Source organism: Thalassospira sp. MCCC 1A03138, from assembly GCF_002115785.1.
Classification (GTDB): Bacteria; Pseudomonadota; Alphaproteobacteria; order Rhodospirillales; family Thalassospiraceae; genus Thalassospira.
The window spans coordinates 74,079-93,702 of the sequence record NZ_JFJY01000012.1; the positions used below are offsets into that span (position 1 = coordinate 74,079).

Consider the following 19,624-nt stretch of genomic DNA (forward strand, 5'->3'; position numbering starts at 1 on the left):
CCCTGCGCTTACATATCGCTTGCACACCTGTTTCTGCGCCGTGTAATCAAAAAAGAGAAACGCAGGGGACCTCACGTGAGAGTTGCGATTTACGCACGCCATTCGACAGACCGCCAGACCACCAGCAGCCAAGACCAGATACTGAGGTGTGAGGGCTATTGTGAAGCCAAACAATATACGATCGAAGACGTGTATTATGATGAAGCGTTCTCGGGTGCCCATATGGAAAATCGTTCAGGTATAAACAACCTTCTCATGGGAGCCTTTGACGGTCGTTTCGACAGAGTGGTTACAGAAGATCTGTCACGCATTAGCCGCGATCAGGCCGATACAGCGAACTTCTTTAAAAAGATGGTCTTCCTTGGCATTGATGTCGAAACGATTTCTGAAGGTGTCATTGGCGAGCTGCATATCGGCCTGAAAAGCACGATGAATGCTCTTTACCTGAAGGATCTCTCAGACAAGACGCATCGAGGCATGATTGCTTCAGTATTAAGAGGTGGTGTTCCCGGTGGACGAACCTTTGGATATGAAATTGTTCGAGCACTCGACAGCAACGGAGAACTGATCCGAGGTAAGCGTCGCATTGTCGAGGAAGAAGCCGAAGTTATCCGGGAAATTTTCAGACTGTATTCAACCGGCAGCAAGCTTCAGCATATCTGCACTATTCTCGACCGGAAAGGGATCGCGGCACCTTCTGGTGGCAAGTGGGCACCAACGACATTGGTAGGATCGCGCATTCGCAAAACCGGCCTGCTCCGCAACACGCTTTACAAGGGCGTGGTGACGTTTAACAGGATGCAATATCGCAAGCACCCCGAGACGGGCAAGAAGCTCGCGGTTCTCCGTCCGGAAAGCGAATGGATACAAGTCCCCGTCCCCGAGCTGAAAATCATCGAAGAACAGGAATTTGATGCGATTCAGGCGCAACTGGATGAAAGGTCATCCAAGGTGGCGGAATATCGAAAAACCGCCAGCATGCGATCACCTGAAGAAACAGACCAGATATCAAAAACACGGATCAGGCACTGGCGACAAAGACAGATCAAGTCGACAGGAAAGGTTGTTGCGGTTTTTGCCGGGCGTCTCAGATGTGCCGAACATGACACCACAATCACAGCGGCTTGGGCGGATCGTTATTCCTGCAAGAAAAAAGGCTGCCCGAACCGTGCGATCCGTTACGAAGAGCTGTGCGATGTTATCATTCGTGAGGCCCTGCGCCTGACTTGTGCGGACATCGAGGCACATTATAGTCATGAAGCCATAGCGGAAAGACGGAACAGGCTGGAAAAGCAAATCAGCGAAGCCGAACAAAAATTGCAAGGAATGCGAGATCGCGCCGCCCATGCACTGAACACGTTCAAGGTGAATAGCGACAGTGCCGAGTTAAAAGCTTGGTTTGACGACAACACCGAACAGATGCGCCTCGCAAAGCTTGAAATTGCGCGATTAAAGCGGTCTCTTGAAGAGATAAAGGCACCGGCAAATATCGCCGATATCCATAAACGATTTAACGCTTTGATATCCAGACTGCAGGTCTGGTCGCGTGAACCCGAGACAGTTTCGCAGCTCCGGCACATGATGAAGAGATACACCATAACAGCAAAATGGGATCATGCGGGCCTCCGCTGGTATAGAACCTGTGAAATTGAATATGACTTTGAGGCCATGGCGCGGGTACTTGGCAAAAAGAAATGAAACCGGCAAAATTCTGCCGGTTTCCGTCTATGTCGTTTGGATCATAATATCCCTTCCCGCCCTAACCGGGCTGTTCATCGTCACCAAACTCTCCACTCGGATCAGCCCGATCCAATAGCATCGGACATTCCTGCCCCGGCCGGTTTGGCATATAGCCGATATCAGTCATGTCACCTTCATGTTCGATCCGACCATTCCAGCGAATGTCATAATGAACGGCTATTTGTTCAGCCAATTGCTCTTGCAACCGGTTTATAGCGTCCAGCGTAGAACCGATTGCCGGGCTTTCAATATGCTGTCGATTGGCGGTGATAAATGCGATGGATATGTATTTGGTCATGTCTTTTTCCTGTCGTCTTTATCCGGCAGATCAAAACTGAAAACCGATTTGGCCTTTGTTGTCGGTCTGCGTTGGGATGCCCTGAAATGCTGTCCATGAGGGCTTTGCGAAATCAGGCAGCGAATTGCTTCGTCCCTGCCGGTATTCGATTTCAATATTTGCCATCTTCTCGGCTTCTGCGTATTCGCAAAAGATTGCGGCAGCTGCTTCCTTAACGCTGAGTGGCGGCCATTCCATATAGAAATGCGAGCGATATCCTGTCTCGGAAATAAAGGGCAGGCCAAGATCGATGGCCGTAAACCCAAAGCTGCTGCATATATCCAGCGGACAGGTGAAATCGACCAATGCCCGACCATGTCTGGTTTCCAGAACAAACAACCCGTTCTGCCCCCAATGCGGCTCTTGACCGGCTTTGGCCGCAAGTGCTGCTGTGATGGCTGTTCCTGCCCCATCGTCGGCAAAACTGCCAAAGCTGCCATTTTCCCCATTGGTCTTCGTAATAAGAGCGCGGAAAGACCTCGAAGCCTCATTTGCGGCATCACCATCATTCGCCCTGACTGCAGCATGAAATTCAAGGGCGATACGCTTGGCGGTATCAATATCTCTGTCCGTTACCTTATGCATTGTTCTGATCCCCATAGAGACAACTGGCTGGCCGATCTGGCCGGTTCAACTTCTTCCCGTCGTCTCAAAAGGGTGAATGCCGTCAAGCTGAATATGGGATGTTCGCGACCGTTAAGGCGCGAACAGGGACCCTGATTCTGCTTTACGGCAGAGGGCGAAGCCCTTCCTTCGACCGATCCTGAAGATCAATGCCTCAAGGGTACCTGGTACGTGCCTGAAAGGATGTTGTCCGCGATGCTATCGGCAGGGCCAACCGTTACCCGTAAGGGCCGTATTCCGGTATACATGCTTGCGAGTGAGGTTGGCCGGTGTCGCGCCTGGCGCGGCACCGGTCTATCGAACCAAAGTGCAGCCGAAAGAAAGAGCGTGCTTGATCTGGCCTGCTTCAATCCATAGAGCCGTGACCTGTTCCGGTCCTATGATGCTTGAGACACCTGCCAAAATTCAAGCCGTCAATCTGGATTGCACAATCCATAGTCGATTAGGTTATGGAAAATGCTGGGAACATTTGTTGCGCAAAGCATTCTTCAGAACAATTTGTAGATCACGGTAAGAAACGCAGCACACAAAAAACCAAATTCAAGCAATCTTCCCATGTATCCTCCTTTTCAACACGGGGTGTATCCATCGGCATCACCGATGCCAAATTCAGAATACCCTTGTTGAAACGGTTGATTTTCACGTCTAGAGGCGAATTTCGCATGCTAACTGGGCAGACCTCGCCCTTACGAAAGCAAAAAATGAACAAAGTATATTTAATCAGTACCAAATATATATTGAATGAATACTAGTTTGAGTTTTACAACTTGTGGATTGCGCAATCCACTTAATGCAAACAACCGCGTTTGGCTGCTGTATGAAATAATCCGCGCAAGATATGGACCAACAACGAAAAATCCATTCATCATTGCACATTAGGATTGCTGGGTCCGACCCGGGGAGAAGGTCGACATACTTTCTTGGGGATAGTTTCAATCACATCCTTGGAGGCAAACATGGTTGTAAATCACAACGACCTGACCCAGCGCATTGATACCCTTCTGTCGGATCTCCGCAAGGCAGAATCCAGTAACGCGGTATATCGCGAGCCAGCGCTTTATCTGCACACGGCACGTAAAGCACTCGGCTCGATTGCCGATGAACAATCAAATAGCAAAAATCTGACTTCATTCTAAAAAATGAAATTATGTTGGGCCATGAGATACTTACCAATGAGGGGGAACCCGGCAAGTTCCCCCTCTTCTGATCGATAATCAAATCTGTCAGTAGATCGATATTGACAACAGGAACATCTAGGACAATGTTCCTGATATGTTCTCATTCATCGCCAGATTTGCCCCCATAAGATTTTTACCCAGACCGCTCGCCCTGGCGCGTGTACCGGCAGGTTTTCCGTCGCCGGCAGAGGACTATATTGATCGCCAACTGGATCTGAACGAGTTCATAGAGCATCCGGCCGCAACCTTCTTCTTCAGGCTCGAAGGCGACAGCATGGAACCCCTTATGCGCGACGGCGATCTTCTGGTGGTTGATCGCGCAAAGACTGCTCGCAGCGGCCATGTGGTTGTTGCCGTACATAATGGCGAGCTGACGGTAAAGCGATTACGTCAATCCGGTAAAGACGCTTGGCTAGAACCCGAAAATCCAAACTATCCCCACCTGCCCTGCTCAGGCGACACAGAGATATGGGGTGTCGTTCTGATAAATCTGCACTGGCCGTCCCAATGATTGGTTTGGTCGACTGCAATAATTTTTATTGCTCATGCGAGCGTCTTTTTGATCCAAGTCTGCGCGGTCGACCAATGATCGTTCTGAGCAATAATGTTATATGACATTACTAACATTGTTCACATACACAAACTTCCTTGCTAACATGGCTGTTTAGCTGCCACTGTGCCTACAGACCTTACCTGCACCGCCAGCATGCTGGCGGTGCAGGTAAGGTCTGATATCACAGCCTCAAGATGACAAACAAAACCCGGTGCCCGACATTTGGAATGAGGGAAGCATGCTGACAGTTCCCTACTACACGGTTGCCAAAACAGCGGATGTCGTTCGACCTGCAACGATCATCCGCGATACCGAGTGGGATCAAGTGAAGAGCCACAGTCTCCCTACCGGTTTCCACTATCTTGTCTATGACGGATGCAGAATTGTTGAGCCGGTCTTATTCTATCTCCATGACAAATGCGTCCGGTCCTCGAGAATTCCCTCGGTAGGAAACACACAAACAGCTTTAACCTATGACCTGTATGAGTGGTTCACATATCTAGGCTTGATTCATAGGGATTGGGACGCTGCTTGTTTCGATGACATCGAACTATATCGCGACAAGCTTTTATGCAGCAAATCACCTAAAACCGGTAAACGATATGCTGTTGCAACAGTACGCCGCAGGCTTGGCACCATCGTTGACTTCTATGAATGGGCGTCCAGACAAGGCTTGATTGAATTTGATGCGAAAGAGTTTTACGAAGAACGTATCAAACCCCGAAATTATGCAATTACCCGGATGGCGCATGTTCAATCCGGCGACAATACGGTCAAAACGAGTAAACTGCTTCCGAGAACCTATAACAGTGAAACGGCTGAGGCATTTTCTCCCGAAGCTCTTCAACGAGTGCTCGCCGAACTTGGTTCGATCCCCGGAGACAAAGCTGATCGTCGTCCATGCAGAGACCGGCTCATTGCCAGCCTTGCTGTCGCCACAGGAATGCGACTTGACGAATGCGCCAACCTCACTCTGTCGCAATACAAGAATCTCAAGAAAGATGGTAGCTACAGCAACGTCGCATTGCCTCTTTACAAAACCAAAGGCCTGAAGCCGCGCACAGTTGTCGTACCGGGCATAATCCATGATGATCTGCGACATTACGTAAAAACAGAACGGGCCCGTGCGGTTCGACGCGCGAAAACATCTGTCGAGGCTCTTTTTGTCAATCACGCCCATGCCAAAAGAAATCCGGGTGAAGCAATGACAGCTCATTCCATCTGGCGCCACTTTCAGCGCGCGGTTCTGAAAGCCGGTCTTGTATGCCCTTCCCATAAAAACGGCACAACCAGCCCCTTAGACAGACCTGAAGCCCTGCACAGCTTTCATCACCTCCGTCATACCTTTGCGGTTACCATGTATTTTGAACTGGTTCGCGCGGGCAAAGCAGAACCCTGGCTCAGCCTGCGAACATTGCTTGGCCATAGTCACATAACGACAACAATCAATACATATTTGCGGAGTGTACAAATTCGGGAAGCACTCATGACAGATACCCTGAATACGTATCTCAAGGCCCTACGCGATGGCTAGAAAGCGCATGGACAGATCTTTTCTCACGTATCGCCCGGGTGCGGCACCTGCCTTCGACAGGAACAACCTGGCCCGTCCGGAAAAGGAAGAGAGAGAATACGGGGTTATCCAAAAGCTGTCACCTGACGGAAAACTGTGTCAACTCACGCTAAACTGTCCCCGTACCGCAAAATCCAACCGCGGCAGTGCCCAGATCAATGTCAGCGACGATTGGCTGAAAGCCGAACATCTGTCTGTTCCGTTTGCTACGGCCATTTTCTCGCATATTCGCAAGTTTGGTCCCTCTACCCAGGTCAACAAGGTTCAAGCTCTCAATCGCTTCTTTGCTTTTATGTGCGAACAGGGAAAAGCACATTTTAAACTGTCGGATCTGACCACAACTCTTTTTAATGAGTACATTTTCTGGCTCGACACCCAACAGCTTACAAGCAAAACGAAAGCCGGGTTAATCTCCCCACTCCGTGTTGTATTGCACTATCTTAAACAAAATCCACAATATACAAGCGAAGTCCCTGGGGATGCTTATATCCAGCCAAATCCCTGGCCTGGAATAAACGAGCAAATTGCTCATCGACCAATTTTGGCTATCACCGATCTTGTAACGATTGAGCGCGCCTGCATCAAAGAAATGCAGACATGGATGCGCAAATGGGAAGAAGGAAACGACTTTATTAAATCAGGTAGAGAACGCCTGCAGGCGGGTGCTTCACCCACCGAGCATAGACTTGAAACATTGCTGGCAATCATTGAAGACCGCTATGGTGGCTATGTGACGAACAGCAAACAATTCTTTGCTGACGGCGATGGCCGGCGACGACAAATCGAGTTTTTCGGAGGGATCAAGGGTATTGCTCCGTGGCTGTATGCAACAAAGCGCTCTCTGGTCCCGTTTGTCGTGATGATGGCAATCAGGACGGCCTTCAATCCGGAAACCATACTGGCTTTACGAAAATCCGCCCTTCGGGAGAGCTCGTTACTTAAAGGAAGTGCCGAACTGGCGCCGAGATATCGGGTGGTCGGCGGGAAGAAACGCGCGCGAGGCGATCAGGTTCGAACCTATCCTCAGGATAGCACAGAGATTGATAGCCCGATTTCCATTTTCAACAATGTCGGAAAGCTGACCCGTCGCCTCCCAAATGCCGAGCACGATCCCGACCATGATATGCTCTTCATATTTCAGGGCAGAAATTACGGAAGGGCTCATCATTATCTCAATGCAACCTGCACCTTCCCTAACGCACTTTCTGCTTTCAGAAAAGATAATCAACTCCCTGATTTCAGCTTGTCGAACATTCGCCCCACCATCTCGGAGATTGTCAATCAACTGAGTAACGGGGATATCAAGGCACAACAGGCAATTCTCAATCATTGGCACACAGAGACAACGGAAACGCATTATGTGTCGGAAGCGGCCCGGCACCGCAGACGGGAAACATTGGGCAATCTTTTGAACCGACGGGAACGATATATCCGGACATCTGGAAAGTCCGATGACCGTATCAATCTTCCAAACAATACAGGTCGCGCCGCAACGCCGGGGTTTGAATGCACCGACCCCTATGATTCTCCTCTCGCATCCCAGTCCACAGGACAACTCTGCACCGCCTGGGGAGAGTGTCCGCTATGTCCTCGCGCCGCCGTGATCCCCGACAATTCACACGCTTTGGCACAACTGCTTCATCTCCACAATGCCATTGAGAAAGCACGTCACGATTTACCGCCAGGTCGCTGGCTATATTGGTCAACGGTACAAAAGGGCCTGGACAATTGGCTCAGCAAGTTCCCGGCCAGGAGTGTTTGGCATGAGGCCAAAAACATTCAAAGAACCCACGCCATTCTGATCGAATGACATGAACCCTATACAAACCGCTACAGCATATCATCTCATGGCAGCGGAAGATCTGCGGGAAACGAGGATCAACCGCCATTCCCGCTGGTATGATGACAGATGGTTCTTCGATAATCTGACGCCAGGTCACGACGCTGCAGCCAGCACCATACGCTGGGATTTCATCATGCCGGACGGCAGTAAATTCGTAGACCCGAAATGGGCGATATTGCTCGACGCACATCGTCGACTGGTCTGGTCACTGATTGTCGACCCAAGACAGCGGCATAGATACAAGCCGGGCTCAATGGGCAAACTCTCCCGACGGGTTCTTTATCTTGCTCGCTGGATGGGCAAATCCGGCTACGCTCATTTCGGCGCGCTTGATACCTGTGCTTTTGACCAGTATCTCGACAACCTGCTCATCGACAAGCAGAATAAAGCCAATCTCAACGCCGTGTATCTTATGGAACATCTCGCATTGCCTGTTTCTCTGGGATATCAGGCCCCTGTTCTGGCAAAGGCGGGAATTCCTGTACCGGGCAGCGCCCCCTGGCATGGCATGACAGCGTTCGAGGTCGCGAAACAGCTGGCAGGCAGGGAACAGGGATACGTCCCGCCAGTCCCCGACCCCATATTTTTGCACATAATGACCAGCGCCTTGTGCATGCTTGACGCGGCAGAGGATATTATTTTACAGGCTCGGCATTTCGCGGACACCAAAGACCTGCAGGTTGCCGAAAAACATGCACCAGACAGGAAGCATTTACGCGATCGCATGAACTCTCTGACTGACGCGTGCCTGATCCTCATCCAGGGATTGTCGGGTATCAGAGTGAGTGAATTGCTGGGACTGCAAGCCTCTGATACGCCACTGGCACAAAATGCCTTGCCCGATTGCATAAAAATTGAACCGTCGGCCAGCGGTCTTCATGAGATATTTTATCTTTCCGGTCATATCTACAAGACGACGAAAACGCCTCGCCCGGCCACCTGGGTCACCGGACTGCGCCCGGTCGGGAGTGATCACCTTCCTGTTCCGGTCAAGGCAATATCTGTCATCGAAAGGTTGTACGCCCCCTGGCGCACTCGAAGAAACATCAACGAACTGATTGTCGGTTTTAGCCGAACAAAAAGCCTGACCAAAGATGTGAAAGCCCATACTTTAAGTTGGGTCAATCGCTGCCAGAGAAGGTTCTTTGTCAGAAGCGGTGTTAAGGATTGGACTGTTACTTCTCATCAATGGCGCAAATCCTTCGCCCAATATGTCATCCGAAGCGACAGCTGCATGCTCCCGGTGCTTCGGGAGCATTTCAAACACATCAGTATGGCGATGACGGAACAGGGATATATAAATGCGGATCCAGAACTGAAACAGATCCTTGATGATGCTGCGGTTCAGTCAACGGTCTCTCTCATTGGCGAAATGATTGCCGGCAGAAAAAACGTCTCGGGGGCCCTCAGTGGAAAACTGAAAGAGACTGCGAATCAACTCGGAAAATCTCTGGACAACCGTCCCGAAGATGACCGCCCACGCGATATTGAAGAACTGGTTCGTACCTCGGGTATACGGGCACATGATATTCGCTGGGGAAAGACATCCCTCGGAACCTGCCTGTTTCGACAGGGAACCGGGAATTGTACCATCGGTTGCTCTGCCCGATGGGTGATCAGTGCGCCGCTATGGTCGGCCGCACGCCCGGATTTATGTTGGGAATGTCAAAACCTTGTCCTTGACGAGACTCATTTGCCCTTCTGGAAAGACCGCCGGGCCAAATTGCAAGATGATCTGAAAACGGCAACAACCAATGATGACTTTGCTCTCGCACAACTCTGCAAACAACGCCTCGAACAATGTATTATGGTGCTAAACAAGCTTGAAACCACCGAAGCTGCAGCTGCAGAAAACAACAATCCCGGGTAATGAAACCATGTCACCCACATCTGTTGAAGCCGCATTCATGATGGCGATTGATCGGCTCCTCGCGCGTCATGCTCTGAAAGCCAATTCCAGCAATACACCCAAAATCAACAAAAGTATGGTTGCGCGCGAAGCCGGGCATAGCCGGACAACACTGTACAAATATCCCAAAGTGCTTGAGAGACTGAAATCATTTGAGGCAACAGCAAAATCATCAAAACAAAATGAGATCATGAGTCTGCGTCAGGAAATCGCCAAATTAAAACAGGAAACCGGGACGGCGAGAGACCTGATGGCAGCAATGCTGCTTCAAATGCGCGAGATGGAACGACAAACGGCTTCAAGAATTCGCCAGGCAGTACGTATGACACAAGCAGAAGGTTCTGATACGTAATGGGCCTTCCACGACACAGGAAGACTCTTAACAAGCCTTTTACATCAATCGTGGTGTCTACGCCAAGCCTCTCCTAATGCACATGTCTCCCATCTTCCATAAATCATCCCACTTACGACAGATCACTTCCGCAGATCAGCAGAGAGGCGCCTCCCCAAGTTCATGCCTTTGCCCAGTCTGCCAGATTGACAAATAGCCCGAACCAGATTGACCATAGGCCAAGGGCGACGAAAACAAAGCCGGTCAACCAGCGGCGCGGACGCATCCAGTCTGCAAGTCCGACAAGAAGCGAAGTAAGTTGCGGCACGACCGAAAACGGTACCAATGGAAGTGACAACGACAGCGCAAAGACCGCCATCAGAATGAAACCCTTTGCGGCGGAGCCTGTTGCGGTTGCGGCCCCCATCAGGCCGAAAAGGATCGGCGCGGCGCAGGCGGGAATATTCAGGCCAAACGCAACGCCCTGAACCCATGGGTTTTTCGTGATCCGCCATCCGACTGGCGCAATCCGGATACGCCGCCGAAACCGTCCCCCTGCACCGAACAGGAAGACAATTCCGATGACCATATAGAGTGCCCCAAAGATCAGCCATGCCCCGGTCTGAACCCCGATCATGCGTTGTCCCAGCATGACGATCACGCCGCCGAAACCGCCCATGACCAGAAGGCGTGCGAGCATGAATGCAGCTAGAGCCCCAACCCGCATGCGCAGTGAACGGTCACACTGGCTGTTGAGAAACAGCATATGCGCGCCAATCGTGCAGGGCTCGATAAATCCCAAAAATCCCAAGCCCAGCGCAAGAAAGATCAGGTTGAACAGGTCCGGTGTCACGTTTGTAAATTCCTTATCATCGTCGCATGGTGTTACCCGGCACAACAGGACAGTCTGGCGACATCTCTCGCAAAGCCCTGAGCGGCAAGTTTCAGGCCCTCGACTGTGGTCAGATAGGGAAAAATCGTGTCGCCAAGTTCTTGGGCGGTCATCCCAAACCGTATGGCCAGCGCCATTGTCTGAATGCTGTCACAGCCCTCGGGTGCCAGTATCTGAGCGCCCAGCAAGCGGTCAGTTGCTTCATCTGCAATGAGTTTTATCAAACCGCGTGTATCACGGGCGGCAAGTGATCTGGGCACCAGATCAAGCGGCACGACAGATGTCTTGACCACAAAGCCCCGTTTCTGTGCCTGAACCTCGGAGAGACCTACGCCAGCAACTTGTGGATCAGTGAAGACAACCCAGGGCATCGTTGTGTTGTCATATGTCTGTTCGTCACGGTTATAGGCATTTATTGCCGCAAGTTTGGCGCCATAAGCTGCCATATAAACGAACTGGTCGCGCCCGGTCACATCGCCCGCAGCATATACATCAGGACGCGTCGTCCGCATGTACGCGTCCACAACAATTCCGCCATTCGAATTTACTTCAATTCCGGCCGTTTCGAGGCCTAATCCGTTTGTATTCGGCTTACGGCCTGTCGTTACCAGGATATGTTCAGCAAAAAGAACCTCGGCCTGGCCATCAACGTTAATGGTCAGTTCCGTTTTATCATTCTTCCGTTCAACCCTCTCGTAGGTGAGGCCCGTGCGAACGGATACCCCTTCATTCCTTAACTCCTGAGTGAGCGATGCAGCAATTTCCGGTTCTGCTTCGGGAAGAAGCCGTGACCGTGTCACCAGCGTAACCGAGCTGCCGAGCCGTGCAAACATCTGAGCCAGTTCACAACCGATATATCCGCCGCCAATCACGAGAAGTGATCGTGGCTGCTGATCAAGTTCAAGTGCCGTTGTACTGGTCAGACAGGGGACATTCTCAATGCCTGGAATATCGGGAAATGACGGGGATGTGCCGGTTGCAATGATTGTCTTTCTTGCAACAAGCTTTTTGCCGTCAAGCAGAAGACCGGTGTCATTAAATATAACGTCCCCTTCGAGATAATCGATACCATCATATTCGGGCAGCAGATCGATATATTTCTTCTGACGCAAACCGGAAACCAGATCCTCTTTAGCCTTGATCAGGGACTGCCAGTCAGCGACATGAGCGTTTCCGGAGAGGCCGGGAAAACGCGCAGCGGCCCCCGCACCATGCACGGCCTCTGCGGCACGGATCATGGTTTTGGAGGGAACACACCCGACATTGACGCATGTGCCGCCAATCATTCCCTTGCCGATAAGTGCGACCCTTGCGCCCTGTTCAGCGGCCGTAATCGCCGCCGAAAAACCGGCCGAACCCGCGCCGATGACAGCAAGGTCATATTCCTGTTTGTCGGTCGAACAACAATTGTTCATATTATTTTCCTTTCCGGGTGGTTGGTTGTGTATCGGTCTCGCAGCAAGCGCGCGCACGGGCTCGTTGTCGGTAGCCGTACAGTGCCAGGGCAATGAACAGGAGTAATCCGGGTATGAGGACATAGTCTATCCAGCCCAGCCATGCCGAGAGTCCAAGGGCCCCGAACGAGACAACAAGGATTGGTGTGAAACAGCAGATCACAGCAAAAATTGTTCCGACGATCCCGGTTTTGAAAATGGTGTTGCCACGCATTATTTAATCCCGCGCCTTGGCCGGATAACCGGCATTTGTCGAAGCGATCCCGATGGTTTCCACATTGGCGACTGACGGGTCGAAGGTGACAGTTGCGTTTTTTTTATCGAAGTTGACGTCTACGGCCTCTACGCCGGTGACGGCTTCCATCGCGGTTTTGACCGTCACCGGACACAGGGCGCAGGTCATGTTTTCGATGTCGAAAACGGTTGTTTGTTCATCCTGCGCTGTGGCGCTGGCAGCAAGCGCCGCAGTTGGGAGGTAGCCTCCCGGATATATGACAGCCAGTCCCAGGGCAAATGCCCCGGCCAGAATAATGCCTGTTCGTTTCATCTCGATTTCTCCTAATAGAACAGCGGTGCCCACCAGTTGATTGTCAGGGCCAATCCCACCAGCACGGTTGAGAACCACAGGGCGGCTTTGGTGATCAGTGCGGATTCCGGACGGGCGCAGTAAGACCCGTCGTCACAAGCTGGCTTGGTCTTGAAATAGACCTGCCAGAACCCCAGCCCGATAAATATCAGAGCCACCGTCGCGAAGAGTGGTTTGTAAGGTTCAAGAGCCGTCAGATTGCCGATCCAGGCCCCCGACACCCCCAGCATCAGAAGCAGGAGTGGTGCGACACAGCAGGCGGATGCAAGAATGGCTCCGACCACTCCACCAGTTGCAAGCAGACCTCTTTTTGTCTGCTTCCCGTCATCCGACAACAGGTCGTCCGATTTGATATCGTTCATGTGATTTACCTCGAATTCGATTCGCAGTTAAGATACAGTCTGTAGCTGCTACAGATTAAAGAAGGTTTTGATCACATGGACGATCACAATTCCGGGAGGCGACTAAAGCGAGCAGAATTGTCGAAGGTGACAGGCTGTCATCTTGAAACGATCCGCTATTATGAAAAGACCGGCATGATGCCCGATCCGCGGCGCAGCAAAACGGGTTACAGGCTGTATGACGAAACACATGTTTCCCGGTTGCGGTTTATCCTGCGCGCCCGTGATCTGGGTTTTTCGATTGAAGATATCCGGGGGTTGCTGACTCTTATAGATGGTCAGTTGCAAACATGTTCGGAGGTCAAACAGCGTACGGAAAGCCATCTTGCTGACGTGCGCACAAAAATTGATGACCTGAAACGGATCGAACAGGTTTTGGCGGAAACGGCAGCTCAATGTTCAGGAAAAGATGTGCCTGAGTGCCCTGTTCTGGAAGCCTTGTTCCACGTTTGAAGTAGTAGCTTGTGAGTTCGGCTTCATCAAAAGGACAAAGAGGCCAGTTATCAATTTTTACAACATTGTCAGCATGCCAACAAATGAAGTAAATTTCAATTATTCCCAAATCCTTGAGCTAAATATCAACAAAAACTTATGATGGAATGCCAGATTACAAAAAAGGATACGCCCCAAGTAATATATAAAATAGGAAGTATTTAGCAAGATAAACCAAAAAAGTTTCTGTTTATATAATTAAATCGGCAAGAGTAAAATATTGGTTTTTCGGTTTGTTCCACAGTAAAACCCCTCTACCTCTTATGCGTCTCTTTATCATTGATCCCAGAAAGAACGCCACATTCCTCTACATCCCGTCCATCTTTGCAACTTTCTCTTAGTGAAACGAGTTGTATTTCTAGCGCTTGTAGAGTGGCAATCTGTGATTGCACATGAGATATGTGATCATCAAGTAAAACGTTGACCGCATTACAAGGCTGATGAGGCTCATCCTGATGCTGCTGTAGTTCGGAAATCTCCGCCAGAGATAGACCCAGAATTCTGCAGCGACGGATAAATCTCAACCGTTGACCATGCTTTTTGGTATAGACGCGGTAGCCGTTTTCTCTCCGCCCTACCGACGGCAATAGGCCCTGCTGTTCATAGAAGCGGATTGTTTGTGTGTCGATCTCTACTAACCGTGCCAACTGACCAATGCGCATTTGTCCTCTCCACCCTATTGACCTTATAGTTACTATATAGTTTTGAATGGTAACACTGTAATTTAAAGTGGAACCATGTCATGAGTATATTCTGTGATAGCCTTTCTGGTAGTGATGCACCTCCGCCATCGAATACCGATGAACCGAACGCCTTCGAAGCATCAGAGCAATGGATCAGTATTTATGCAGTGCCAAAAATGGACTGCCCGTCAGAAGAACGAATAATCCGCCTCGCCCTGAATGGCCTTAAGGAGATTCAGACCTTGTCCTTCGACTTGTCGAACCACCAGTTGGAGGTCGTACACAATGGCGAAGTTGCCGCTATCACTACAAAGTTGGAGACCTTGGGGCTAGGCGCTACGCTTCAGGAAAGCACCGCAGCCGATCCAGAGACCATCAAGACCGCCGAAGCCTCAACTACCTCTATCAAACAAGAAGCAGGCACCCTGCGCTGGTTGCTTGGCATCAATGCACTCCTATTTCTAATAGAAATGATTTCCGGCCTGGCAGCCCAGTCCACTGGCCTAATTAGTGAGTCTCTTGATAATTTCGCAGATGCGGCGGTATACGGGCTCGCCCTTTATGCTGTTGGGCATAGCATAAGAATGCAGGTGCGTGCCGCGCATCTTGCTGGTGTTCTGCAGCTAATTCTGGCTGTTGGAGCACTAGCGGAGGTGGTGAGACGCTTTGTATTTGGCAGTGAGCCTGAATCGTTGGTGATGATGGCTATCGCATTCGTCGCATTGATTGCCAATGCCAGTTGTCTGCTGCTCATATCCAAACATCGGGAGGGCGGGGCGCACATGAAGGCAAGCTGGATATTCTCGGCCAATGACGTGGTGATCAATCTGGGGGTCATCACCGCCGGCGTTTTGGTCGCGTGGACCGGGTCCAATTATCCGGACCTGATCATCGGCACCATCGCCGGGGTCATTGTACTGAACGGCGCCAAACGCATTCTGGCTATCAAGGGTTAAGAGCAGTGTCCGTTGCGGGCAAAAATCGCTCACGGCATGACCTATTGCCCATTTCTGGCGTACTTCCTGCGTCGGATCAGGCGATAAAATGTCTGGGGCAACAATCAATGGCCTATGGCGAGTCTGTTTCTGTACCCCGTTCTTTAATTGGGTGCAGACATGGAACACCTGTGCTGCATTCAGTTGCCAATTGAGAAAACCACCAACTCTTCTTCACACGAATCAAGCCGTGCCATGTGAAACTCGGTTTGCTGAAAGATGAAGGATACTTTGAAATGTTAATTCAAGTGTTCCAATTGACCTTACCACCCCAGCTATCAATTATTGTGATGCTGTGAGCTTGCCGTCAAATCACGATACGCATCCATCAATGGACGATCCACGGTGTCATGTTCCGTTCGCTCCTGATCAAGCTTTTCAAGGGCTCTTAGCATAAATTCGGCAATATCAAGCCTTTCGCAGCTGCAGGCATGTTTGAAAGCATGCAAAACTACATACTCCAATTGTTCATCACTTGAGGTCGTCATTTAATCGCTCCTTAATCCGGTATTGGGTAAGAGAGGTTCTTGCCGAGAAGAACTTCTCCTACCGGTACTTTGACGCACTCACGATCTAATAGAACTTTTCAGTTCTTTCTCAATCCAATCACGCGATCACAACATACGCATTACCGGCACAATTTTACGGAGCCGCAATGCATTTGTTAAAACAAAGACCGAAGACAACGCCATTGCGCCTGCTGCGAGAACAGGAGTGAGCAGAATTCCAGAGAAAGGATAAAGCAGACCTGCAGCAACAGGGATAAGTGCGGTGTTATAGCCAAAAGCCCAAAACAGATTTTGCTGAATGTTTCGCATCGTCCGGTTGGATACTTCAAAGGCATTGATGACGCCGCCAAGATCGCCAGACATCAGAACAATATCTGCCGACTCAATTGCCACGTCAGTGCCTGTGCCTATCGCGATCCCAACATCGGCATGAGCGAGAGCAGGTGCGTCATTAATACCGTCACCAACAAATGCAATCTTCCGCCCCTCTCCACGAAGATCATTCAAGGCCGCAACCTTGCCGTCTGGCAACACTCCAGCAACTACATGATCAATTCCAGTTTCCTCTGCAATTACCTGTGCAGTCTCAAGACTGTCACCTGTTATCATTGCGACTTTCAGGTCAAGGCTGTGAAGCGCTTTTATCACGTCCCTGCTTGAAGGCTTTACAGGATCTGACACTCCGATAACAGCAGCAACCTGTCCGTCAATTGCTGCGTACAATGCTGTTCGCCCGTTTCGTGAGAGCTTTTGAACAACTGCAGGAAAATCTTTGAGATCAATCTGTTCTCGTCGCATCAGGCGTTCAGTTCCAACTAGGACAGTTGCATCATCAACCTTTGCTCGGACGCCGTAACCAGTGAATGAGGTGAAATCTGTAACTGGTTGGTCTGCGTCAATATTCTCACGGCGCGCCGTAGATACGATTGCGTTGGCAATCGGGTGTTCCGATCTGGCTTCAACAGCAGCTACATACCTTAAAACTTCAAGTTTTGTGAAGCCTTGAGCAACCACAAAATCGGTTACCTCTGGCCGCCCTTCCGTCAAAGTACCAGTCTTGTCGAGCGCAACGATCTGAACGGAACGAAGTTCCTGAAGTGCGTCTCCCTTGCGAAACAAAATACCCATTTCAGCTGCACGACCTGTTCCAACCATGATGGAGGTTGGTGTGGCTAACCCCATTGCGCAAGGACAGGCTATTATTAGAACAGAAACACCTGCCACCAACGCCATTGTAACGGCTGGCTCAGGACCGAACAAAAACCATGCCAAGACACTTAGTGCAGAAAAAAACATGACTGCAGGTACAAACCATTGAGTTACGCGATCAACCAGACTCTGAATGGGAAGTTTGGTGGATTGGGCTTCTTCAACCATCCGAATTATTTGCGATAATGTTGTGTCTTCACCAACACGAGTTGCGCGAAAACTGAAGCCTCCTGCACCATTCACGGTTCCTCCTGTGACTTTTGAATCAGCTTGTTTGGCAACAGGAATTGGCTCGCCCGTTATCATGCTCTCGTCAATATGACTGTTTCCCTCAACAATTACACCATCAACCGGGATTCGTTCACCCGGGCGCACTATAATAACATCGCCAACTTGAAGGTCATCAACAGGAACAATGACGCTTTCGCCATCGCGTTGTACTCGTGCTTCTATAACTTGAAGTCCCAGAAGTTTTTGGATCGCCGCTCCAGTCCTCCCCTTTGCACGGGCTTCCAGAAAACGGCCAAGCAGGATGAGAACAATGATGACTGCTGCGGCTTCGAAATATACTGCGCGAACTTCCACAGGTATAAGTTCAGGAAGAAATGTGGAAACGGTAGAGAATATATAAGCCGCTCCCGTTCCGAGTGCGACCAGACTGTTCATATCTGGAGAACCTTTCAGAAGAGAAGGGACACCTCTGATGAAGAAGTATCTGCCCGGCCCGGCAAGAATTGCTGTTGTTAAGATAAATTGCAGCGTCCAGTAAGTTTGCTGCCCGATCGTGCTTTCGATAACATTAGCAAGTTCCGGGATGATATGACCGCCCATTTCGGTCAGAAAAATAGGCAGAGTTAGCAAAGCAGCCCAAAGCGTACGGTAGGCTATTTCACGCGCAACCTGTTTATTCTTGATAGAACTGTCCGTTGTTTCTTTGATCTCAGATGGATAACCGGAAGCAGTCAGTTGGGAGGACAATTCAGTCGGAGAGACAACATTCTGTAGGAATTTCACCGCTACAGTCTCAGCTGGAAGGTTGACGGCTACGTCTATTACGCCGGTGACTTGGCCAAGCGACTTTGAGATGCGATTAACACAAGAGGCGCATGACATTGAATTCACACTTAGAGTTACGTTGCCATATTGGGGGGCATAACCAAGTTTCTGAAGCGCTTGAGCAATCTCGACAAGCCTTTGCGCCTTGTCGACCTTCATTCGGGCTGTCTCATTCGCCTGATTGACCGATACTTCTCCGACACCTTTCATCGCGGATAGAGTTTGCTCGATTCTTGCTACGCAAGAGGAGCAGGTTATGCCATCAAGTTTTATTTGCACGTGATTATGGTTTTGCATCTGAACCTCTGATTGTCTGCTGTTTAAGCAAGTATCAAGGCTCCAGTCACTGGAAGGTCAAGTATTTTGTTCGAAGTGTCTCACACGACGTGTACTTTGCTGTTTTCTTCCAATTTTTCGGCAAAAAATAGCGCGCACAAGTCACTGCTAAGAAAGCCATTAAGTGTTGGAAGGTTCTTCCTGGCCCGTCAACCAATGCGCCCCAAAAGCGGGAATGTTTCCAGCAGCCAGAACGCAAAGGCGGACATATAACCGGTCATCATCGCCGTCCCCATAGCAATCATGATCAAGGCCGCCGCTGCACGGAGATAACGCCCAAAGCGTCCTATGGATTTCAATCTGACAGACAGACTCTCGGTAAGCAGTGCTGCCAAGAGAAACGGCACACCAAGCCCCACGGAATATACGATCAGCAAAGCAATACCATCGCTGACAGTTGCCGACGCGGCGCTGACAGTCAGAATGGCACCGAGAATAGGGCCAATGCAGGGCGTCCACCCGAACGCAAAAGCAAGCCCAAGCACATATGCCGAAGTCACACGCCCACCAGGCAGATCAAGATGAAAGCGTGCTTCTCGCATCATCCACGCCGGACGGAGCGTTCCCAGCATGAACAGCCCGAACAGAATGACAATGCCGCCACCAATCAGATTCATCTCGAACCGGTACCCGAGCAGGACCTGACCAAGTGCTGTTGCACTGGCCCCCAGAAGGACGAAAACCGTGGTGAAGCCCAAAACGAAACACAGGCTGAAACCAAGAGATGACAATCGACCAACTCGGATTGCCTCCGTTCTGGTCGAAAGAGAGGCACCACCCGCGATATAGGAGATATATCCGGGAACCAGAGGCAGCACGCATGGCGAGAGAAACGATATGAGGCCTGCGGCGAACGCGCTTATTATGCCGATATTGGAAAGTTCAGGCATTAATCTGTATTCCGTAAAATCAGGAACCAAGTA

20 protein-coding genes and 1 pseudogene are annotated in these 19,624 nt (G+C 50.4%); 10 read left to right on the forward strand and 11 right to left on the reverse strand.

The features are described from left to right. Nucleotides 1–75 precede the first annotated feature (75 nt). Nucleotides 76–1,698, forward strand: a complete 1,623-nt coding sequence (locus TH468_RS19535) for a recombinase family protein (protein WP_071239502.1) — start codon at nucleotides 76–78, stop codon at nucleotides 1,696–1,698. Nucleotides 1,699–1,759: 61 nt separating this feature from the next. Here TH468_RS19535 and TH468_RS19540 read toward each other — a convergent pair whose 3' ends face one another. Continuing rightward, nucleotides 1,760–2,038, reverse strand: coding sequence for a hypothetical protein (locus TH468_RS19540; protein WP_063093903.1), 279 nt, complete (start codon nucleotides 2,036–2,038; stop codon nucleotides 1,760–1,762). A gap of 30 nt (nucleotides 2,039–2,068) precedes the next feature. After that, entirely contained in the window at nucleotides 2,069–2,662 is a 594-nt protein-coding gene (locus tag TH468_RS19545; protein ID WP_063093905.1) for a hypothetical protein, read from the reverse strand. A 995-nt stretch (nucleotides 2,663–3,657) separates the two neighbouring features. Here TH468_RS19545 and TH468_RS19550 point away from each other — a divergent pair. The 7 genes and pseudogenes from TH468_RS19550 (at nucleotide 3,658) to TH468_RS19575 (ending at nucleotide 10,109) form a co-directional block, all read left to right on the forward strand. Then, nucleotides 3,658–3,837 (forward strand): hypothetical protein, encoded by a 180-nt coding sequence (locus TH468_RS19550; protein WP_063093906.1) that lies wholly within the window; start codon nucleotides 3,658–3,660, stop codon nucleotides 3,835–3,837. Nucleotides 3,838–3,973: 136 nt separating this feature from the next. Continuing rightward, nucleotides 3,974–4,390 carry a LexA family transcriptional regulator gene (locus TH468_RS19555; protein WP_063093907.1) on the forward strand — a complete coding sequence of 139 codons (417 nt, stop codon included), beginning with the start codon at nucleotides 3,974–3,976 and terminating at the stop codon, nucleotides 4,388–4,390. Next, nucleotides 4,387–4,485 (forward strand): annotated as a pseudogene (locus TH468_RS22045) (hypothetical protein); the annotation flags it as partial. The gene TH468_RS19555 and the pseudogene TH468_RS22045, both read left to right, overlap by 4 nt. A gap of 185 nt (nucleotides 4,486–4,670) precedes the next feature. After that, nucleotides 4,671–5,966, forward strand: coding sequence for a tyrosine-type recombinase/integrase (locus TH468_RS19560; RefSeq protein ID WP_063093908.1), 1,296 nt, complete (start codon nucleotides 4,671–4,673; stop codon nucleotides 5,964–5,966). Nucleotides 5,967–5,973: 7 nt separating this feature from the next. After that, a complete protein-coding gene (locus TH468_RS19565; protein WP_129542743.1) occupies nucleotides 5,974–7,815 on the forward strand; it encodes a phage integrase SAM-like domain-containing protein in 1,842 nt (613 codons plus the stop codon). A gap of 37 nt (nucleotides 7,816–7,852) precedes the next feature. Next, a complete protein-coding gene (locus tag TH468_RS19570; RefSeq protein WP_139190039.1) occupies nucleotides 7,853–9,718 on the forward strand; it encodes a hypothetical protein in 1,866 nt (621 codons plus the stop codon). A gap of 7 nt (nucleotides 9,719–9,725) precedes the next feature. Next, complete coding sequence (locus TH468_RS19575; RefSeq protein WP_063093914.1) at nucleotides 9,726–10,109, forward strand: hypothetical protein; 384 nt, start codon at nucleotides 9,726–9,728, stop codon at nucleotides 10,107–10,109. A 160-nt stretch (nucleotides 10,110–10,269) separates the two neighbouring features. Here the strand turns inward: TH468_RS19575 and TH468_RS19580 are convergent, their stop codons facing one another. Genes TH468_RS19580 through TH468_RS19600 form a run of 5 tightly spaced genes read right to left on the reverse strand, consistent with a single transcriptional unit; the run spans nucleotide 10,270 to nucleotide 13,382 of the window. Then, complete coding sequence (locus tag TH468_RS19580) at nucleotides 10,270–10,941, reverse strand: cytochrome c biogenesis protein CcdA (RefSeq protein WP_063093916.1); 672 nt, start codon at nucleotides 10,939–10,941, stop codon at nucleotides 10,270–10,272. A 32-nt stretch (nucleotides 10,942–10,973) separates the two neighbouring features. After that, nucleotides 10,974–12,395, reverse strand: coding sequence for a mercury(II) reductase (gene merA / locus TH468_RS19585; protein WP_063093918.1), 1,422 nt, complete (start codon nucleotides 12,393–12,395; stop codon nucleotides 10,974–10,976). A 1-nt stretch (nucleotide 12,396) separates the two neighbouring features. After that, nucleotides 12,397–12,648 (reverse strand): mercury resistance system transport protein MerF, encoded by a 252-nt coding sequence (gene merF, locus TH468_RS19590; RefSeq protein WP_063093920.1) that lies wholly within the window; start codon nucleotides 12,646–12,648, stop codon nucleotides 12,397–12,399. Between the two features lie 3 nt (nucleotides 12,649–12,651). Continuing rightward, entirely contained in the window at nucleotides 12,652–13,014 is a 363-nt protein-coding gene (locus TH468_RS19595) for a heavy-metal-associated domain-containing protein (protein ID WP_223305183.1), read from the reverse strand. Further along, nucleotides 12,993–13,382, reverse strand: coding sequence for a mercuric transporter MerT family protein (locus TH468_RS19600; protein WP_062956566.1), 390 nt, complete (start codon nucleotides 13,380–13,382; stop codon nucleotides 12,993–12,995). The genes TH468_RS19595 and TH468_RS19600 overlap by 22 nt, the downstream gene beginning before the upstream one ends. A 117-nt stretch (nucleotides 13,383–13,499) precedes the next feature. On the opposite strand from TH468_RS19600, the gene TH468_RS19605 reads away from it, so the two are divergent. Then, complete coding sequence (locus tag TH468_RS19605) at nucleotides 13,500–13,874, forward strand: helix-turn-helix domain-containing protein (RefSeq protein WP_369813470.1); 375 nt, start codon at nucleotides 13,500–13,502, stop codon at nucleotides 13,872–13,874. A gap of 293 nt (nucleotides 13,875–14,167) precedes the next feature. On the opposite strand, the gene cadR is transcribed toward TH468_RS19605, so the two are convergent. After that, nucleotides 14,168–14,575 (reverse strand): Cd(II)/Pb(II)-responsive transcriptional regulator, encoded by a 408-nt coding sequence (gene cadR, locus TH468_RS19610; protein ID WP_063093925.1) that lies wholly within the window; start codon nucleotides 14,573–14,575, stop codon nucleotides 14,168–14,170. Nucleotides 14,576–14,655: 80 nt separating this feature from the next. On the opposite strand from cadR, the gene TH468_RS19615 reads away from it, so the two are divergent. Then, nucleotides 14,656–15,552: a cation transporter gene (locus tag TH468_RS19615; RefSeq protein WP_062956568.1), complete on the forward strand. Its 897-nt coding sequence runs from the start codon at nucleotides 14,656–14,658 to the stop codon at nucleotides 15,550–15,552. 317 nt (nucleotides 15,553–15,869) lie between these two features. On the opposite strand, the gene TH468_RS21530 is transcribed toward TH468_RS19615, so the two are convergent. The 3 genes from TH468_RS21530 to TH468_RS19630 all read right to left on the reverse strand — a co-directional run bounded on the left by TH468_RS21530 (nucleotide 15,870) and on the right by TH468_RS19630 (nucleotide 19,591). After that, nucleotides 15,870–16,079: a hypothetical protein gene (locus TH468_RS21530; protein WP_062956569.1), complete on the reverse strand. Its 210-nt coding sequence runs from the start codon at nucleotides 16,077–16,079 to the stop codon at nucleotides 15,870–15,872. Between the two features lie 126 nt (nucleotides 16,080–16,205). Next, a complete protein-coding gene (locus tag TH468_RS19625; RefSeq protein WP_063093927.1) occupies nucleotides 16,206–18,662 on the reverse strand; it encodes a heavy metal translocating P-type ATPase in 2,457 nt (818 codons plus the stop codon). A 188-nt stretch (nucleotides 18,663–18,850) separates the two neighbouring features. Beyond that, nucleotides 18,851–19,591 (reverse strand): cytochrome c biogenesis CcdA family protein, encoded by a 741-nt coding sequence (locus tag TH468_RS19630; protein WP_063093929.1) that lies wholly within the window; start codon nucleotides 19,589–19,591, stop codon nucleotides 18,851–18,853. Between the last annotated feature and the right edge of the window lie 33 nt (nucleotides 19,592–19,624).

What these genes read in the sequence shown, in the direction of transcription:
- TH468_RS19615 (WP_062956568.1), top strand. Translation starts at nt 14,656, where the DNA reads ATGAGTATATTCTGTGATAGCCTTTCTGGTAGTGATGCACCTCCGCCA.
- TH468_RS19560 (WP_063093908.1), top strand. Translation starts at nt 4,671, where the DNA reads ATGCTGACAGTTCCCTACTACACGGTTGCCAAAACAGCGGATGTCGTT.
- TH468_RS19570 (WP_139190039.1), top strand. Translation starts at nt 7,853, where the DNA reads ATGGCAGCGGAAGATCTGCGGGAAACGAGGATCAACCGCCATTCCCGC.
- merF (WP_063093920.1), bottom strand. Translation starts at nt 12,648, where the DNA reads ATGCGTGGCAACACCATTTTCAAAACCGGGATCGTCGGAACAATTTTT.
- TH468_RS19565 (WP_129542743.1), top strand. Translation starts at nt 5,974, where the DNA reads ATGGACAGATCTTTTCTCACGTATCGCCCGGGTGCGGCACCTGCCTTC.
- TH468_RS19600 (WP_062956566.1), bottom strand. Translation starts at nt 13,382, where the DNA reads ATGAACGATATCAAATCGGACGACCTGTTGTCGGATGACGGGAAGCAG.
- TH468_RS19545 (WP_063093905.1), bottom strand. Translation starts at nt 2,662, where the DNA reads ATGCATAAGGTAACGGACAGAGATATTGATACCGCCAAGCGTATCGCC.
- TH468_RS21530 (WP_062956569.1), bottom strand. Translation starts at nt 16,079, where the DNA reads ATGACGACCTCAAGTGATGAACAATTGGAGTATGTAGTTTTGCATGCT.
- merA (WP_063093918.1), bottom strand. Translation starts at nt 12,395, where the DNA reads ATGAACAATTGTTGTTCGACCGACAAACAGGAATATGACCTTGCTGTC.
- TH468_RS19630 (WP_063093929.1), bottom strand. Translation starts at nt 19,591, where the DNA reads ATGCCTGAACTTTCCAATATCGGCATAATAAGCGCGTTCGCCGCAGGC.
- TH468_RS19555 (WP_063093907.1), top strand. Translation starts at nt 3,974, where the DNA reads ATGTTCTCATTCATCGCCAGATTTGCCCCCATAAGATTTTTACCCAGA.
- TH468_RS19550 (WP_063093906.1), top strand. Translation starts at nt 3,658, where the DNA reads ATGGTTGTAAATCACAACGACCTGACCCAGCGCATTGATACCCTTCTG.
- TH468_RS19575 (WP_063093914.1), top strand. Translation starts at nt 9,726, where the DNA reads ATGTCACCCACATCTGTTGAAGCCGCATTCATGATGGCGATTGATCGG.
- TH468_RS19625 (WP_063093927.1), bottom strand. Translation starts at nt 18,662, where the DNA reads ATGCAAAACCATAATCACGTGCAAATAAAACTTGATGGCATAACCTGC.
- TH468_RS19540 (WP_063093903.1), bottom strand. Translation starts at nt 2,038, where the DNA reads ATGACCAAATACATATCCATCGCATTTATCACCGCCAATCGACAGCAT.
- cadR (WP_063093925.1), bottom strand. Translation starts at nt 14,575, where the DNA reads ATGCGCATTGGTCAGTTGGCACGGTTAGTAGAGATCGACACACAAACA.